The organism is Bacillus swezeyi (assembly GCF_001969815.1).
Classification (GTDB): Bacteria; Bacillota; Bacilli; order Bacillales; family Bacillaceae; genus Bacillus; species Bacillus swezeyi.
The window spans coordinates 55382-73573 of the sequence record NZ_MRBK01000005.1 but is presented as its reverse complement, the minus strand read 5'-3'; the positions used below and the strand labels follow the sequence as shown (position 1 = coordinate 73573).

At 47.9% G+C, this 18192-nt stretch carries 11 protein-coding genes and 1 pseudogene; 7 read left to right on the top strand and 5 right to left on the bottom strand.

All coding sequences use genetic code 11. The annotated features are described in order from the left end of the window. Nucleotides 1-2: 2 nt before the first annotated feature. A complete protein-coding gene (locus BTA30_RS05900; protein WP_076760338.1) occupies nt 3-1469 on the bottom strand; it encodes a spore germination protein in 1467 nt (488 codons plus the stop codon). A gap of 126 nt (nt 1470-1595) precedes the next feature. Beyond that, nucleotides 1596-2201: a LysE/ArgO family amino acid transporter gene (locus tag BTA30_RS05895; protein ID WP_076760337.1), complete on the bottom strand. Its 606-nt coding sequence runs from the start codon at nt 2199-2201 to the stop codon at nt 1596-1598. 133 nt (nt 2202-2334) lie between these two features. Between BTA30_RS05895 and BTA30_RS05890 the strand changes: the two genes are divergently transcribed. The 7 genes from BTA30_RS05890 to BTA30_RS05860 all read left to right on the top strand — a co-directional run bounded on the left by BTA30_RS05890 (nt 2335) and on the right by BTA30_RS05860 (nt 12374). Next, entirely contained in the window at nt 2335-3774 is a 1440-nt protein-coding gene (locus BTA30_RS05890; protein ID WP_076760375.1) for an aminotransferase-like domain-containing protein, read from the top strand. Between the two features lie 296 nt (nt 3775-4070). Then, nucleotides 4071-5417, top strand: coding sequence for an aspartate aminotransferase family protein (locus BTA30_RS05885; RefSeq protein ID WP_076760336.1), 1347 nt, complete (start codon nt 4071-4073; stop codon nt 5415-5417). Beyond that, nucleotides 5401-6912, top strand: coding sequence for a pyridoxal phosphate-dependent decarboxylase family protein (locus tag BTA30_RS05880; RefSeq protein WP_076760335.1), 1512 nt, complete (start codon nt 5401-5403; stop codon nt 6910-6912). The genes BTA30_RS05885 and BTA30_RS05880 overlap by 17 nt, the downstream gene beginning before the upstream one ends. Beyond that, nucleotides 6909-8678, top strand: coding sequence for an IucA/IucC family protein (locus tag BTA30_RS05875; protein WP_076760334.1), 1770 nt, complete (start codon nt 6909-6911; stop codon nt 8676-8678). The genes BTA30_RS05880 and BTA30_RS05875 overlap by 4 nt, the downstream gene beginning before the upstream one ends. After that, the gene (locus tag BTA30_RS05870; RefSeq protein WP_076760333.1) at nt 8671-9225 is read left to right on the top strand and encodes a GNAT family N-acetyltransferase; all 555 of its coding nucleotides are present in this window, start codon (nt 8671-8673) and stop codon (nt 9223-9225) included. Before BTA30_RS05875 ends, BTA30_RS05870 begins: the two co-directional genes overlap by 8 nt. Continuing rightward, complete coding sequence (locus BTA30_RS05865) at nt 9200-10543, top strand: lysine N(6)-hydroxylase/L-ornithine N(5)-oxygenase family protein (RefSeq protein ID WP_076760332.1); 1344 nt, start codon at nt 9200-9202, stop codon at nt 10541-10543. Before BTA30_RS05870 ends, BTA30_RS05865 begins: the two co-directional genes overlap by 26 nt. A 16-nt stretch (nt 10544-10559) precedes the next feature. Beyond that, nucleotides 10560-12374, top strand: coding sequence for an IucA/IucC family protein (locus tag BTA30_RS05860; protein ID WP_076760331.1), 1815 nt, complete (start codon nt 10560-10562; stop codon nt 12372-12374). Nucleotides 12375-12419: 45 nt separating this feature from the next. Here BTA30_RS05860 and BTA30_RS05855 read toward each other — a convergent pair. The 3 genes and pseudogenes from BTA30_RS05855 to BTA30_RS05845 all read right to left on the bottom strand — a co-directional run bounded on the left by BTA30_RS05855 (nt 12420) and on the right by BTA30_RS05845 (nt 18154). Next, a pseudogene (locus BTA30_RS05855) lies at nt 12420-12859 on the bottom strand (GNAT family N-acetyltransferase). Between the two features lie 53 nt (nt 12860-12912). Continuing rightward, nucleotides 12913-16332, bottom strand: a complete 3420-nt coding sequence (gene metH / locus BTA30_RS05850; RefSeq protein ID WP_076760330.1) for a methionine synthase — start codon at nt 16330-16332, stop codon at nt 12913-12915. Beyond that, entirely contained in the window at nt 16325-18154 is a 1830-nt protein-coding gene (locus tag BTA30_RS05845) for a bifunctional homocysteine S-methyltransferase/methylenetetrahydrofolate reductase (RefSeq protein ID WP_076760329.1), read from the bottom strand. The genes metH and BTA30_RS05845 overlap by 8 nt, the downstream gene beginning before the upstream one ends. Nucleotides 18155-18192: the final 38 nt, after the last annotated feature.

Below are 18192 nucleotides of genomic sequence, written 5' to 3'. Positions count from 1 at the left end.
GATCATCTCCTTTTGCTGTACCGCCATTTTTGAAGAGGATGTAAAAATTCCGGGCGTTTTTTCAGCCATATTAACGGGCTCCGAATGACAAGATCGAGCCAATCCCGCAAATAAAAAGGGGTTAACGGGGCCAAATAAGGCTGTTTTAAAGAAGTAAGCCCATTTAAATGGACGAATAACCCAATGAACCCGAGCATCAAACCAAAAAAGCCTAGACAAGCTGAAAACAGAAGAAACGTAAAGTGCATTAACGTATATCCTTTCGCCACAATGTAATTAGGAACCAAAAATGAAGTCACTGTTGAGATGCCGACTAAGACAATTAAAACTTTGCTGACAAAACCTGCTTGTACCGCCGCTTCCCCGATGACAATTCCGGAGATGACCCCCAAGGTTGAACTTGATTTTGTCGGCATTCGAACGCTTGCTTCCTTTATAAATTCGATAATGATAAGCATGAGAGCAGCTTCCCAAAACGGGTTAAACGGCACTTGGCTCCTTGACTGGATCAAAACAAAGAGTATCTGCAAAGGAATCATATGATAATGATGAGTCGATAGCGCTACATATATTGGTATCAAAGTGATTGACAGAAAAAAACTGAGGTAGCGAAGGCATCTGAAAAAACTCGATATCGGCCAGCGGATGGTATAGTCTTCAGATGAATGAAACAGATGAAAAAATGTAATGGGCGCATTCAGTGCAAATGGCGTATTATCGACCAAGATGGTGAGCTTGCCGATGCTCAAATTATAGACGCAAATATCAGGGCGCTCTGTCTGTTGAAACTGAGGGAAGATAGTATGCTGATGATCTTCCATCAATTCTGCAAGCTGAGAAGAATCAAACATCATATCAAAATTAATTTCAGCTATTCTTTTTTTCGCCTGCTCAACAAATTCAGGGTTGATCAGCCCGTCAATATAGACGAGGACAACCGATGTCTTACTTAATGCTCCGATCTCTAATCTTTCTGTTTTCAAGTTTGTTAAAGGAAGCCGTCTTCGTATTAAAGAGATATTGATGCCGATCTGTTCTGTAAAGCTGTCCTTTGGGCCGTACATAATCGTTTCCGTATCAGATGATTCAATCTGCCGTCCCAATTGATTTTCGAGCGGGATCGCATACCAGTGCTGGCGAATCGGGTCGTGGATGAGAACCGACCCGGACATTAACAGGTCTTTCGCTGTATCTAAAGATGTGAGATGCCAAACGTTTAAGATCAAACTTTTTAAATAGTCGTACACCGTATCTTCCGCACAGCTGACCATGGGCTTGATAATCAAATCTTGGAGGATTCCTTCATCAATAATTGTATTGATGTAATAAAACACAGCCTTTTGTCCGTTCTTCGTTTCATATTCTTCGGCTTTGGCATCACTCATCCCGGCAATCGTTTCTTTAATGGCTTCAGGATTGATATCCGCTATTGCGGTAGTGGTTGGTGATTGATCTTTCTTTCGAAACATGGACATCCCTCATCAACAAGTAATCAAACCGGTTTTCCGGCGATTTACAGATGAGTTTATTGTGCGCGCCCGCGCTTAATATATGCAGAATGACAAAAACGCCCAAAAAGTGAGGCGGACGTTTTTTTAGGTGAAAAATGAGGCGCCGAGATAGATGGCAAGGCACCACATCACGGCTGCAGATCCTTTGTTGAACAAGACAAGCGTGACCCCTCCAGAATCGACCCGTTTCACGGCCCGTCCCGCCGCTGCCAGTCCTGTGAACCATACCCATGAGACAAAGATGCATGATCCGGTAAACAGCCATTTTTCCGGCCCGTCATATGCTAACGAGTTGGTGCCGATCACTCCGACAATATCGAGTATGGCATGCGGGTTCAATAATGATACAGCGGCAGCAAAAACGATTTGTTTTTTGACCGTCATCGCATCCTGTTTTTCTCCTTCTTCGGGCTTGCTGTGCCATGTGATCCATCCCATATAAATCAAAAAACAAAAGCCGCCGATCAGTAATATGATTTTCACCGCAGGGAGGCCGGCGACGGCTGCAGAAACACCTGTAACAGCCAATATGATGAGAAGCGAATCACATATCGCTGCGGAAATCACAAGCGGCAGAACCCGCCAAAAGCTGGGCAGTGCGGCTCCTTGCTGAAAGATCAAGACGTTTTGCGCACCCAGCGGCAGAATCAGTCCAAAAGCAAGCATCACCCCGTGTATTGCTGCGTTCATTGCTATTAAAACCCCTTTCATCAAAAACATCTGTTTTATTGTAGGGCAAGAGGCGGCCGATGTCTCCGGCCATTTGGCTGGCTTAAGAAACCAGCCAAATGCTATCCTTTTAAAAAAGGAGCTGAAACAAAAGTTGAAGATACGGCTGGAACGAAGCTCAGGGGTACCGCTATATCAGCAAATCGAACAAATCATTAAAGAGAAAATCTCACAGGGCGAATGGCCGCCCGGAACCAAAATTCCGTCCCAGCGGAAACTGGCAGACATTTTTGAAGTGAACAGAAGTACGGTGACCGCTGCACTTGACGAATTGACAGCCCAAGGACTTCTCGAAGGGAAACGGGGCGGCGGGACAATCGTGACAAATCGTACATGGAGCGGGCTGACTGAATGGCCTGTCCTCGACTGGACAGGCTATGTACGCTCAGGAATCCACCGCCCGAATTCGTTGACGATTCAGGAGATCAACCGGCAGGAATTTAAGAAGGACATCATCAGGCTCGGGACAGGTGAACTTGCGCCAGAGCTTTTGCCATATCAGCAGATGAAAAAGATTCTTCAAGATGCTGAAGCCGGAAAGCTGATGCTCGGATATGAAGAGCCGAAAGGAAATCGATATACAAGAGAAGTGCTGGCAGCACATTTGAAGGAAAAAGGCATACATGTTTCGCCTGATTCCATTCTGATCGTCTCCGGCGCTCTTCAAGCATTGCAGCTCATCTCGATCGGCCTTTTAAAACGGAAAGCCGCCGTTCTTACGGAAAAGCCGTCATATTTATACTCGCTGCACATTTTTCAATCGATGGAGATGAGGCTTTATGGGCTTCCGCTTGATGAAAGGGGATTAGACCCGGCTGTCATTTCCGCCTGCAAAAAACAGCATGGCGCCGATCTTTTGTATACGATTCCGTCCTTTCACAATCCGACGGGCTTTCAGATGGCGGAAGATAGAAGAAAAGAGCTGATTCAAGTCAGTAAACGCTTATCTCTCCCGATTATTGAAGATGATGCATATGGCGACTTATGGCTTGATATGCCGCCGCCGTCTCCGCTAAAAGCCTTGGACCAAGACGGAAACGTGCTTTATGTCGGTACATTGTCAAAAACGGTCAGTCCAGGACTTCGCATCGGCTGGGTGGCCGGTCCGGAACCCGTGATCGACAGGCTGGCAGATATCAAAATGCAGACGGACTATGGCTCAAGCTCCCTTTCTCAATGGGCTGCCGCGAAATGGATTTCGAGCGGGCTTTATGCAGAAAACCTCAAGCTGATCAGAAATGAACTGAAAAAAAGGCGCGACACAGCGCTTCGCTGTCTAGAAGCCTATTTTGGCGGGCTCGCCCGCTGGGAAAAACCGCGCGGCGGGTTTTACATATGGGTGACTTTTCTAAAGCCTCTAGCGATCAGCGCCTTGTTTGAAAAAGCACTAAAAAAGAACATCCTCATCAATCCCGGAACCCTTTACGATAAAGAGGCAAAGCAAAGCATCAGGCTGTCTTATTCTTACGCTTCTCGATCAGACCTCGAAAACGGGATTCGAATCGTCGCTCAACTTGCCCGGGAACTCATGTGAATAACCGCTATAAGTGTTTGTCCGCCGGCTGAAACCTCACCTCGGTTTCAGCCTTATTTTTGCGTGACTCATGCCTCAGGACACTTAAAAACAAACCATTAAATTCCAACAATGCACACTTCAACAAACTATTGATTCATATTAAGAACTTTATAGACCGCGTAAAAGGGCGGTATTTTACCGATTGTGAGAAACGTCTCATTTTTCCGAATCTTATTGACATATACGCGTCACAAAATATACACTTTTTTTGTCATTGAAAATGATAATCTTTATCAATTGGAGGAATGCTTTCTATGTCTGTACAAACCCGTTCTAAAAATCAAACGTTTTTGGAGCAGCAAAATAGAAGAGAATCAAATGCGCGTTCTTATCCGCGGAGGTTTCCGCTCGCCATGCAAACGGCGGAAGGCATCTTGGTAAAGGATGCGGATGGAAAGCAATATTATGACTGTCTGGCCGGAGCAGGTACGCTGGCGCTTGGTCATAATCATCCAGTTGTGATTGAAGCCATTCAAAAAATGATCGATGAAAAACGCCCGCTGCATACGCTTGATATCACATCAGAAATAAAAGAAGAGTTTATCAGCGAAGTGTTTGCAAGTCTTCCTGAAGCATTTGCCAAACGGGCGAAAATTCAGTTTTGCGGCCCTACCGGCGGTGATGCGATCGAAGCCGCGCTCAAACTTGTGAAAACGGCCACCGGCAAGAGAAGCATCCTTTCTTTCCACGGTGCATATCACGGAGCTACGCACGGAACGATGTCTCTAAGCGGCAATTTGTCTCCGAAAGAAAATGTCCAAGGGCTAATGCCTGACGTCCACTTCCTGCCGTACCCATATGAATACCGCTGTCCGTTCGGCATCGGTGGAGAAGACAGCCACCGACTGTCAAGTGCATATATTGAACATATGCTGGATGATCCGGAAAGCGGAATTTTGCAGCCGGCAGGAATGATCTTTGAAGCTGTTCAAGGTGAAGGAGGATCGGTCCCGGCGCGGGCAGACTGGATCAGGGAAATGAGAAGAATCACAAAAGAACGCGGAATTCCTTTGATTATTGATGAGGTGCAGACTGGAATCGGAAGAACCGGAAAAATGTTTGCGTTTGAACACGCCGGCATTCTACCGGATGTCATTGTGCTCTCAAAAGCGATTGGCGGAAGCCTGCCATTGTCTGTCGTCATCTATGATCAAGATCTTGATAAATGGGGGCCTGGCGCGCATATCGGCACATTCAGGGGAAACCAGATGGCGATGGCGGCCGGAACCGCGACATTAAAATATATAAAAGACCATGATGTTCTTTCACACGTGGAAGTAGTCGGTGCGAAGCTTATGCGGGAATTAAAAGACATTCAGCAGCATGTTCCCGAAATCGGCGATGTCAGAGGGCGCGGGCTGATGGTCGGTGTTGAGATTGTCGCGCCGCACCAAAAACAAAGCGGAAGCGGCAGTTTTCCGGCCAATCCCGAACTTGCAAGTCTGATTCAAAGAAAATGCTTTGAAAAAGGGCTGATTGTCGAAACGGGCGGCCGCCATGGAAGTGTTATTCGTTTCTTGCCGCCGCTTATCGTAACAGAAGCGCAAATCGACGATATCATCACCATTTTCAAAGAGGCTGTCTATGAAGCTGTCAAGTAAACAGAAAAACGTTGATTCTCTGTTCATGCACAATGGTGAACAGGGGATTGAAGCCTACCGGGAAGCGGTGCATACCGTTGTTGAAACATTGTGGGCTGAATGGAAGGAAAAAACAAAGCCCTACAGCGGGAAGATGCCGCATGAATTAGACAAACACATCAAAAACTTGTTTTCATTTCAGGAAACAGGTGAGCCGCTTGAAGATGTTCTTGAAGAGCTGAAAGACACATATTTGCCGCACCGCATTCATGTCGAAGATCCAACATGCGCCGCTCATCTGCATTGCCCGCCGCTGATCCCCGCGCTTGCGGCAGACATGCTGATCAGCGTGCTGAATCAGTCGATGGATTCCTTTGATCAAAGCGGGGCCGCATCTTTATTCGAGGAAGAAATGGTCGAATGGCTCTGCCGGAAATTTGATTACGGCGAAAAAGCGGACGGCACTTTTACGAGCGGCGGTACACAATCAAATTATATGGGTCTTCTGTTGGCGCGCGATGCATTTTGCGAAAAACAGTGGAATTGCAATGTGCAAAAAGACGGCCTTCCATCTGAAGCGCGCCGTTTGCGGATTCTTTGTTCGAAGGATGCTCATTTTACCGTGAAAAAATCGGCTTCCCAGCTTGGATTGGGCGAGCGTTCTGTCGTCCTCGTCGACACGGATGAGCATAAGCGGATGTGCCTGTACGACTTAAAGAAAAAAACTGCCATGCTGAAAGAGTCGGGGGTTTATCCGTTTGCGATTGTCGCAACGTGCGGCACGACGGATTTTGGAAGCATTGACCCGCTTTCCGAACTTGCAGATGTCGCGCAAGCCGAGGGACTGTGGCTCCACGTGGATGCCGCTTATGGCGGGGCATTGATTTTGAGCAAAACCCGGCGCTATAAACTAGCCGGCATCCACAGGGCGGACTCGATCAGCGTTGATTTTCACAAGCAGTTTTATCAGCCGATCAGCTGCGGCGCTTTTCTTGTGAAAGACGGGCGGAATTTCCGCTTCATTGATTATCATGCCGATTATTTAAATCCCGAAGAAGATGAAGCGGACGGCATCGTCCATCTCGTCAATAAATCGATTCAGACGACGAGGCGTTTTGACGCTTTAAAGCTGTTTGTTTCACTGCGTGTGATCGGTGAAGATATATTCGCCGAGATGATTGACTGGACATTTTCCTTGGCTGAAGCAGCGGCGCAAACCATTTCTGAAAGCGGACGGTTCGAGCTGCTGAACCCGCACCCGGAGCTGAATGCTGTCGTCTTCCGCTGTCTCGGCGGGAAAGATGATGCGGAAAATGACGGCTTGAATAAATACATTCACAGAGAACTGTTTCGAACAGGCCGGGCTGTCATCGCAAAGACCGCAGCCGATGGAAAAACATATTTAAAATTCACGCTGCTCAATCCGAGAACGACTCTTTCAGATCTTGAAGGAGTTCTCAGCGAGATTCAAAAGCTGGCAAGCCTTTATTTGAATAGCAGGAGGGTAACACGATGACTTCATTTAAAGAGATAGCAGAAAATGCTACGATTCAAAGCTTTTTAAATTGCTATTTGCGGGAAACCGGCATGAAAACATATGAGCTTACGGCCGGTTCAGAGAAAACGCTGGTTGCACCGCTCGACCGCCAGCAAATCGAGCTGATCATTCCGGTCAAATATTGGTCGAAAACGGGGAGGCATCTCTTTTCATTTCCGCTTTACTACAAAACAAAACAAGATGGAAAACAGCTTCCGCTCGACTATGTCACACTCGTCTCCCTCGCTTCAAAAGAACTGCTGCTTCAGCAGAACAACCGGGGTGCAGAAGATGAATTTATGCTCAGGGTCATTTTAAGCTGCCGCAATATCCGCCGATATGTCGAAGAAAGGGCGGGTGATCAGACAGAGCTGAATACGGCCGACTTTACGTTTATCGAAGCGGAGCAGTCGCTGCTTTTGGGCCACCTGATGCATCCGACGCCAAAAAGCAGGCAGGGAATGCAGGAGGAAGAGGAGAAAATCTTCTCTCCTGAATTAAAGGGAGAGTTTCAGCTTCACTATTTTAAAGCCCATGCGTCACTCGTGCTTCATGACTCGTGCACAGGGACAAAAGCGCCTTTTTTGATTGAAGAAGAGCTGAAAAACGACCCGATGATTGACAAAGAATGGCTTGCCAAAGAAACGGCCGATTCGGCATTTGTTCTGCTTCCTTCACACCCCCTTCAAGCGAAGGCGCTGCTTGAGGAGCCGTATGTCAAAAAGCTGATCGAAGAAGGTTTGCTTACATATCTAGGCGCAAAAGGTCAGAAGTTTACGGCGACTTCCTCGGTCCGTACGGTCTACAGCAAACGGTCGCGGTATATGTACAAATTCTCGGTGCCGATCAAAATCACGAATTCCCTCCGCGTGAACAAACAAAAAGAGCTTGACCGAGGAGTTGAAATGGCGCGGCTTCTTGAAACAGAGCTTGGCGAAAACTTAAAAGCCGCATTCCCGGGCTTTCGTGTGATCAAAGACCCGGCTTACATTTCGCTTAAAGGAGAAAACGGAGAATCGGGATTTGAAGTCGTCATCAGGGAGAATCCGTTTTATGACGATGACCGTTCGGCAAGCCTGATCGCCGGTTTGTGCCAGGATCACGCCTATGGAAAAGAATCAAGACTGTCGGTCATCATCAAATCATTGGCATTAAAAGAGGGACGCTCAACAGAGGAAGTGAGCGCTGATTGGTTTGACAAGTATTTGTCACTATCGCTTGAGCCTGTATTGTGGCTGTTTGAAACATACGGGCTGGCGATCGAAGCGCACCAGCAAAACGCCGTTATTCAGCTGAAAAACGGCTATCCCGCCACTTTTTATTACAGGGATAACCAAGGCTATTATTACTGTGAATCAAAAGCGGATGTCCTGTCCAATCTGATCGAAGGCTTAAGCGAAAAAAGCGAAACGATCTGCTCCGACGGGGTGGCTGTCGAAAGGCTGCGCTATTATTTCTTCTTCAATCACTTGTTTGGACTTGTGGGCGCCTTCGGGTGTGAAGAGCTGATCAAAGAAGAGGCGCTGCTCGGGATGATCAGGGACAGACTTGAGAAGGCGGAGAAAAAGTATGGCATTACCGAACTGACGGACAGCCTGCTTCGTTTTCCGGCGCTTCCGTGCAAAGCCAATCTCTTGACGCGGTTTTATGACATGGATGAACTGACAGGCTCGCTTGAAACCCAATCGCGCTACACATCCGTGGAAAACCCTTTGCTGAAGGAGGCGGCCGTCGTCCATGAATGATCGGATCACATTTCAAAAGGCTGATTATGAAAGAGATGTGTCTCTCGTATACCGCTGGATGCAGGAAGAGCATGTCATCCCGTTCTGGCATTTGAATATGCCGTTCGCAAAATTTGAAGCCCATTTTCAGAAGGCGATCACAGACCCTCATCAGACGCTGTACATCGGTTTTATCAATGATGTGCCGATGAGCTACTGGGAATCGTACTGGGTCAAGGGGGACATTATCGAACACCATTATGGCAATGTGCCGTATGACCAGGGCATTCATCTGTTGATCGGTGAGAAAACTTTTTTGGGGAAAGGTCTGGCCCTTCCGCTTTTAAAAGCGATGGTCAGGATGCAATTTGAGACGCCAGAAACGAAAAAAGTCATTGCTGAGCCGGATATCCGCAATAAAAAAATGATTCACATCTTTGAAAAATCCGGATTCCGCCCCATCAAACCGGTGGCGCTTCCTGATAAAACCGGCTTATTGATGTTTTGCGAAAGAGAACGTTTTTTTAAAAAGGAGAAAAAAGATGAACTCACAGAGCAAACAAACTGAAGTATATGATGTCATCGGCATCGGTATCGGTCCTTTCAATCTCGGTCTGGCTGCTTTGTCTGATGCGGTGCCTGAGATCAATGCGCTGTTTTTTGAACGAAACCGAAGCTTTAATTGGCACCCCGGGATGCTGATTGAAGGAACCACACTGCAGGTGCCGTTTTTGGCCGATTTGGTCAGTATGACGGATGTGACAAGCAAATACAGTTTTCTAAACTACCTTCAGCAGCATAACCGTTTGTATTCGTTTTACTTTTTGGAAGATTTTCATATTCCGAGAAAAGAATATAACCATTATTGCCAATGGGTCGCCGAAAGCCTTGACTCCTGCCGCTTCGGAATGAATGTTGAAAGCATTTCACTCCTTGAAACGGCAGAAGGCGCTCTATATGAAGTACGGGTTGCCGATCAAGAAGACGGCACAGAATCGGTCTATTTCAGCAGGCACATCGTTCTCGGCATCGGCACCGGCCCTTATGTTCCCGAGCCGTTGCGCGATGCGCTCGGTGACACGGTTTTCCATTCAGCCGAGTATGTCATGAAAAAGCCCTGCGGCTTTAAAGGAAAAACGGTTGCTGTGATCGGCTCGGGACAAAGCGCCGCTGAAGTGTTTTATGATTTAGTCGGCGGGAAGGAAGCGGAGCATGTCAGCTGGCTGACCCGCTCGAAAGGCTTCTTCCCGATGGAATATTCCAATCTCGGGCTCGAGTATTTCTCACCTGATTATATCGACTTTTTTTATCAGCTTCCGCAATGGAGAAAGGATGAACTGCTCGCACAGCAGGATTTGCTGTATAAAGGGATAAGCGCGAAGACGATCAGCGATATTTATCATTTGCTGTATGAACGGACAGCAGGAGGACAAGAAGCGGCATTCGACCTGCAGTCCATGACAGAAGTAGAGCAGATCGAACAAAATGCCGGAAAATTGATTCTTCATTGCGCGCAACGTGTGAATGAAGAACGGTTCGAACGGCAGGCTGATGTGGTCGTTCTGGCGACGGGCTATAAAGCAAGACTGCCTGAATGCCTCGCTCCTCTAAACAGCCTGATTGAAAAAGATGACAGCGGGCGCTTCTTCATCACGCGCGATTACCGTTTGATGACGGCAGCAAACAAAGAGAACCACATTTTTGTTCAAAACGGAGAACTGCATACACACGGTGTGGGAGCACCCGACTTAGGACTCGGCGCTTACCGCAATTCTATGATCATCAATCAGCTTGCGGCAAGGGACGTATATCGTGTCAGCCATCAAACGGTCTTCCAGACGTTCGGTTCAGGGATCAAGGAAAAAACGGCCGTGCCAAACGGCTGATAGAGGAGGCATTTTCATGTTGTTTAAAGACGAATTGAAGCGGGTGCTCACCCATGACAGATGGAGAAAAGTCAATCAGCGGCTGCTGGCGAAGATGCTGTCTGAATATATGTATGAGGATATCATCCAGCCTGAACTTGTTGAGAAAGCAGATGGGATTATGCGATATGAGCTTTTTACGTCAGAGCATAAGGGATATCGGTTTGCAGCAAAGCCCCGCATGTTTGACAGCTTTGACACGGTGCCGGAGACCATCGAAGTGTTAAAAGACGGACAGTGGACGAAAAATGCAAGTGCGATTGAATTTCTTCTCGATATTCAGCCGCACATTCCGATGAGCCCTGAAACAGCGGGGCATTTGATTAAAGAATTCAATCATACCATGCTTGCAGACGCTCACCTTTTAGCAAAGGATGCGCTCACAGCGGATGAACTGACAGAGGCGGATTATGCGGTAATTGAAGGCGAGATGACCGGCCATCCGTGGATTGTATACAATAAAGGGAGAATCGGCTTCAGCTATGATGACTATCTCCGCTTTGCGCCTGAACACCAGAAAACTGTACGGCTGCTGTGGATTGCCGTTCACAAGGAAAACGCGACATTCCACTCGGTTGAAGGTCTTGAATATGAAGCCCTGATCAATCAAGAGCTTGATGAGCTGACGTTAAGGCATTTTGCCAGAATGATAGAAAAACATGGCGGCACACAGGAGGATTATTACTACTTGCCTGTTCATGAATGGCAGTGGACAAATACGATCATTCAGCAATTTCCTGAAGAACTTGCCGCAAAGGCGATCATTCCTTTGGGAGAAGGAAGCGATCAGTATTTGCCGCAGCAATCCATCAGAACCTTTACAAATATCACAAATAAACAAAAGCATCATATTAAACTGCCGATGAGCATTTTAAATACGCTTGTATACAGAGGATTGCCTTCCGAACGGACGGTGATCGCGCCGGAAATCACCGAGCATATAAAAGGAATTGCCCGCGGGGACGCATTTTTAAAGGACAAATGCCGCGTGATTCTGCCTGGTGAAAATGCCAGTCTAAACGTCAATCATCCATACTATCACTCTCTTGAAAAAGCGCCATATCAATATCTTGAAATGCTCGGCGTCATTTTCAGAGAAAGCATTTACACGTACCTTGAGGACGGGGAGCATCCTGTAACACTTGCATCGTTAACTTATATTGATCAAAACGGTGTACCGTTGATTAGACGCCTTATTGAAAAGTCGGGACTGACGGCGGAGGAATGGATCGGGCAGCTGTTTAAAACGGTGATGCCGCCTCTGCTTCACTTCATGTACCAGTACGGCACCGTCTTCTCGCCGCACGGGCAAAATACGATTCTCGTATTAAAGAATCATCAGCCGCACAGGCTGGCGATCAAAGATTTCGTTGATGACGTCAATATCAGCGACCAGCCGCTCCCTGAGTTGAGCGGTTTAACGGAGGATTTAAAAGCCGTTTTAAGAAGCGAGCCGCCGGAAGGACTTGTGCAGTTCATTTTTACAGGGCTGTTCATCTGTCATTTGCGATATTTGGCAAACATTTTGGAAAACGATGATCTCCTTTCTGAAAAGCGCTTTTGGAAAGCTCTAGCCGGCGCCATTTTGGATTATCAGCAGTCATTTCCTGAGCTGCGGGAGCGTTTCGAGCTGTTTGATTTATTTAAACCAGAATTGACAAAGCTGTGCCTGAACAGGAACCGTATGGTTGACTATGGATACAAGGACGGCGATGACCGTCCGCATGCATCTGAATTCGGAAAGGTGGCAAATGCGCTCACCCAATTTAAAACAGAGGCCGCAAAGCTGTAAAGCTAATGCGGCCTCAAGCTCCCGCTTTTTTGCGGGGGTGTTTTTTTATGTTAATTTTTTAAACATCAAGAGATGTGGTCCGATCGGCGGAATCTCATATACACTGCCTTTTTCTTGGAAGCCGAGTTTTTGATAATAGCCGTGTACTGATGTCCGTGCATTGCACCATAAAAGATCTGCGCCTTTTTTCCGGAGCATCTCTTCGGCGTGACGGATTAGCGTGCTTCCCGCATTTTGCCCTCGGCAGCTTTCAAGTGTCGCCATTCCTCTTAATTGATACTGAAGCTCACCCTCAAGATCGGGATGTGCCGCTTTGTGAAAAGAAGCGATGCTGGTTAAGGCGTCTTGAAAAAAACGCCGAGGTGAAACGTTCCTTCCAGCAAATCTGTTTCATAACGGCAAGCTTCGATCGGCTGATTCGGCCTCAGAATGCGATGTCTGATCTCGTGTGTATCTTCTGCCTTGATCTGTTTCACTTCGATCATATGCCCGCCTCCTTTTGCTGCTGTCAATGATTTTGTAAATCACCAAGAGTTCCTTAATGGACGTTGAAATACCTTGCTTCAGGATGTGAGACGACAATCGCGGATACGGATGCTTCAGGCTCCATCATAAAGCCGTCTGTCAAATGGATGCCGATCCCCTCGGGCTGAATGAGTCTGAAAAGCTTTTCCTGGTCTTCGAGGTTCGGACAAGCCGGATATCCAAAAGAATAGCGCTGCCCCTGGTATTTTGCTTGAAAACGCTGCTCCATCGTAAAGTCAGGTGCATCCGGAAAGCCCCAGCGGTCGCGGATGATTTGGTGCGTCCGTTCGGCGAGCCCTTCCGCAAGTTCAAGGGCAAGTGCTTGTACCGCGTGGCTTTTTAAATAGTCGCCTTCGGCTTTAAAGCGGTTTGCCACTTCCCTCACATGTCTGCCCGCTGTGACGGCGAAGAATGATACATAATCGAGTTCTCCCTTCGGCTGAATGTAGTCAGAGATGCAGCGGAACGGAAGTTTTTCTTGTCTTGGAAAAACAAACGTTTCAAGAATGCTGTCCCTGTTTTGCGGGTCTAGAATATGGAGCGAATCTCCGTCGCTATAGGCCGGGAAAAATTGATAGACGACAGCAGGGTCGAACCAGCCGTGTTTTTTACCGTCTCTTAGTAATTCGTCGACTAAGCCTTTCAGTTCAAGCGCTTTCGCGTTTTTTTCGGCCAAAAGCTTTTTAACTTTTCCTTTTAAGCCGAGGTGATGGCCGAGCAGCATTTGCTGATTTACATATGGCACAATATAGGCAAGGTCAATGTTTTTTAAGTAATGCCGTTTTAAATCTTCCGGACGGAAGACGGGAGCTTTCGGGATGTGCACCCGTTTTTCAAGCATTTCAACAACCGCGGCTGGTTTTTTTGCAGCGGCGGCTGCGAGTGCGGGTGCGTCCTGTTCTTTTTGGACAAGAAACTGTCCGGGGTCCGTCCTCAGCTGATTCGCGAGCGCTAAGCCATCCATCGCGTCTTTGGCGTATAGTACGGCTCCTTTATATTCAGGCGAAATTTTCATGTTCGTGAATTTTCTCGAAAGCGCCGCACCGCCGACCATAATCGGTACAGAAATATCGGCTTTATCCAGGTCCTGCGCTGTGACGACCATTTGCTGCGCCGATTTGACGAGCAGTCCGGATAAACCGATAATGTCTGGATTTTCTTTGCGGATCGCTTCAATCAATTCCTGAGGTGTCACTTTAATCCCGAGATCGACGACTTTGTAGCCGTTGTTGCTTAAAATGATATCGACCAGGTTTTTTCCGATATCATGCACATCGCCTTTAACGGTCGCCAAAATGATTTTGCCTTTGCCGCTGTCGTCTTTTTTCTCCATATAATTTTCGAGGAAGGAAACAGCAGCTTTCATGACTTCAGCAGACTGGAGCACTTCGGCGACGATCAGCTCATTATTGTTGAAAAGCCGTCCGACCTCTGCCATGCCGTCCATCAGCGGACCGTTGATCACGTCAAGCGGTGTGGCATATTTTTTCAAGGCTTCTTCCAGATCAGGGATCAGTCCTTCTTTCGTGCCTTCTATGACATACTCGGCAAGGCGTTCATCAAGCGGAAGCGATGTCTTCGGCTGTTTGTCCGTTTTTTTCTTTCCGCGGTAAAAGTCGGTAAATACCGCAAGCGTTTTGTCATCTGTATGAAACAGCAGCTTTTCAGCCATCTCGATTTCTTCTTTTGGAATGGAAGCGAACCGTTCAAGCTTTTCCGTATTCACGATGGCATAATCAAGTCCGGCCTGTGTTGCATGGTATAAAAAGACGGCGTTCAAAATTTCCCTGCCGACGGGAGGGAGGCCGAAGGAAACGTTGCTGACGCCGAGAATCGTCAAACATTCCGGGAGTCTCTCTTTAATGAGGCGTATGCCTTCAATCGTTTCCTTTGCAGAGCCGATATACTGTTCATCACCCGTTCCGACGGGGAAGACAAGCGGGTCAAAGATGATGTCGCATGCCGGAATCCCGTATTTTTCGGTGAGCAGTTGGTGCGAACGGACTGCTATGTCAAGCTTCTTTTCAGCGGTGACGGCCATTCCTTCTTCATCGATCGTTCCGACGACGAGTGCGCCGCCGAATCGTTTGACGAGAGGGAGAATGTCCGCAAACCGCTCTTCGCCGTCTTCCAAGTTGATCGAGTTGATGATCGCTTTTCCCTGCGAATATTGAAGCGCCTTTTCGATCACCGTTTTGTCCGTCGAATCGATAACAAAAGGGGCTTTTACTTTTTTCATCGCTTCCTTCAAGAAGCCTTCCATATCTTCCGCTTCATCTCGGTCAGGATCGGCGAGGCAGATATCGATGACATGGGCGCCGTTTTTCACTTGAGCTCTCGCGATTTCGGCGGCTTCTTCAAATTTCTTCTCGGCAATCAGCCGCTTGAATTTTCGCGATCCGATCACATTTGTCCGTTCGCCGACAAAAAGAGGACGCATCGTTTCTTCATAAATCAATCCGTCAATCCCTGAGACGGTGTGCGGTCTTGCTCCCGAAGGGACAGGCCGCGGCTGCAGTGAAGCCACTTCATCGGCTAATGCTTCAATATGGGCGGGAGTCGTTCCGCAGCAGCCCCCGACAATGTTCAGCCAGCCTTCTTCAGCAAAAGCCTTGATTTTTTTCGCCAATGACTGTGGAGATTCGTGATATTGTCCTTCTTCATCAGGAAGTCCGGCATTTGGATAACAGCTGACGGCCGTCTGGGAAAGGGAAGAAAGAGTCCTGATGTGATCCGTCATAAATTCAGGGCCTGTCGCGCAATTTAAGCCGACGCTGACCGGCTTCATATGTTCAAGGGAGATGTAAAAGGATTCGATATCCTGACCGGCTAGCGTCGTGCCCATAGGTTCTATCGTTCCCGACACCATAAGAGGAAGGGGCTTGCCGGTCTTTTCAAAGGCTTGCCGGATGCCGATAAAACCGGCTTTTACATTCAGCATATCCTGGCTCGTTTCAAGCAGCAAAAGGTCAGCTCCGCCCGTGATCAGCGCTCTCGCCTGTTCCTCGTAATTGGCGATCAGCTCGTCAAATGTCGTACCGCCTGTGACGGACAGGGTTTTCGTCGTCGGACCCATTGCGCCTGCGACGAACCTTGGCCATTCAGGTGTCGAATATTTTTCAGCGGCGGCTTTGGCGAGCCTGACAGAGGCGAGGTTTACCTCATAGGCGAGATGTCCGAGATCATACTCATCCAAAACAAGCCGGGTCGCTCCGAATGTATTGGTCTCAATGATATCGGCTTTAGCGGCGAGATACGCTTCATGGATTCCCTGGATGATGTGGGGCGCCGTTATGCTCAAGTGTTCATTACATCCTTCATAGGCCTCGCCTCCGAAATCTGCGGCGGACAGATTGGCGTTTTGAATCATCGTTCCCATCGCCCCGTCAAGGACGAGGATTTTTTTCTTCAGCTGGTCATTGATGTTAGGCATTTGTCGTCTCCTTTTCTTTCTTGTGAATATAAGCCGTCAGTTCTGCGGTTAAATCAGATCGTAAAAACGGTGTGATCAAATAAATGCCGTTAAACAAATCGCATGCTGTATCAAGCAGGGAGCGCGCGATCGTAAGCCCTTCCTCAGTCTGTTTTTGCTTATCATTTCCCGCAAGCGCCATTTTTTCGCGGATCGCGTCTGACAGCTTGATGCCGGGAATTTCATTGTGGATAAACTCCGCATTTCGGCTGCTTGTCAAAGGCATAACGCCGATATAGATCGGGGTTTTGAGATGCTTTGTTTCTTCATGAATCTTGATGAGCTGCTCCTCTGAGTAGACAGGCTGGGAAATAAAATAGTCAGCCCCGCAGTCGATTTTCTTCTCGATCCGTTTGACCGCTTTGTCAATATGTCTGACGTTCGGATTGAAGGCGGCCGCCACAGAAAAGTTCGTTTTCTTGCCGAGCGGTTTTCCCGAATAGGACAATCCTTCATTAAACTGTTTAATCAGGCTGATCAAATCGAATGATGTCAAGTCATAGACGGAGGTGGCTCCCGGGAAATCGCCGATCTTCGACGGATCTCCGGTAATCGCCAGTACATCTGACAGTCCGAGCGTATCAAGACCCATTAAATGAGACTGCAGGCCGATCAGGTTGCGGTCCCTGCATGTAATATGCACGAGCGATCTCATATCAAGCTGCTGTTTTAAAAGCGCGCCACAGGCAACATTGCTGATTCTCGGGGTGGCGAGAGAATTGTCCGCCAAAGTCAGGGCATCGATGCCGGCTGACTTCAATTCTTGGGCGGCGCGTAAAAACTTTTCAAAGTTTAATTGTTTAGGAGGGTCCAATTCGACGATGATGGACCGTTTTTCTTTTGCCAGCTCGTCTAAAGCAGGCTCTGTTCTTTCATGTCGGACGGCGGCCGCTGCTTTCTTTCTCGTTTTCACATGTTTTTCGGTGACCGGCGGAAGTCCTTTGACCGCTTCAGCCATCGCTCTGATGTGGTTCGGCGTCGTTCCGCAGCAGCCCCCGATGATGCGCGCGCCTTGATTGCGAAATTCCATCGCACTGTCTCTGAAATATTGATCATCTGTTTCATAGACGAGGCGCCCTTCGACTAGGGATGGGAGGCTGCTGTTTGGATAGACGGAAAGGTAGGCGTCTTCTAAAAGCGGCACTTCCTCAAGCGCATTGATCATGTGATATGGGCCGAGGCGGCAGTTGATGCCGACCACATCTGCTCCGAGGTCTGCCAAAAGCTTCAGGCCCTCGCTGAGCGGGGTTCCGTCTTGAAGAACGCCCTCCTCATGCATCGAAACGTTCAGAATGATCGGGAGTTCCGTTTCTTTTCTGGCAATCTTCAATACTTCGCGCGCTTCTTCAAGATCATAATAGGTTTCAAGAAGAAGACCGTCTGGCTGTTCATTTAGTAGAAGATAAAGCTGTTCGCGAAAGCTTCTTTTAATGTCTTCGAGTGAATACGCGTTTTTATTAAACGTCCGGATGCCGCCGAGCGTTCCGAGAACATGAGCGGAGCCCGCGGCAGAACGGGCGATGCGGACGGCTTTTTCATTGATTTGTTTCGTTTCGTCTTCAAGTCCGTATCTGGACAGCTTAATGAAGTTTGCACCATACGTGTTCGTTTGGATGATGTCGGCGCCTGCCTGCACGTACGCTTCATGGATGCGTTTCACCTCATCGGGCTTTGAGATATTCAATTCTTCAAAACAGCGGTCGATTCCGTAAGAATAGAGCAGCGTACCCATGGCGCCGTCAGCGATTAAAATTTTGCTTTTTATATCTTCAAATAAACCCATTGTTTTCCCCCTTGAAAATTATGATAAATAAAAAAGTC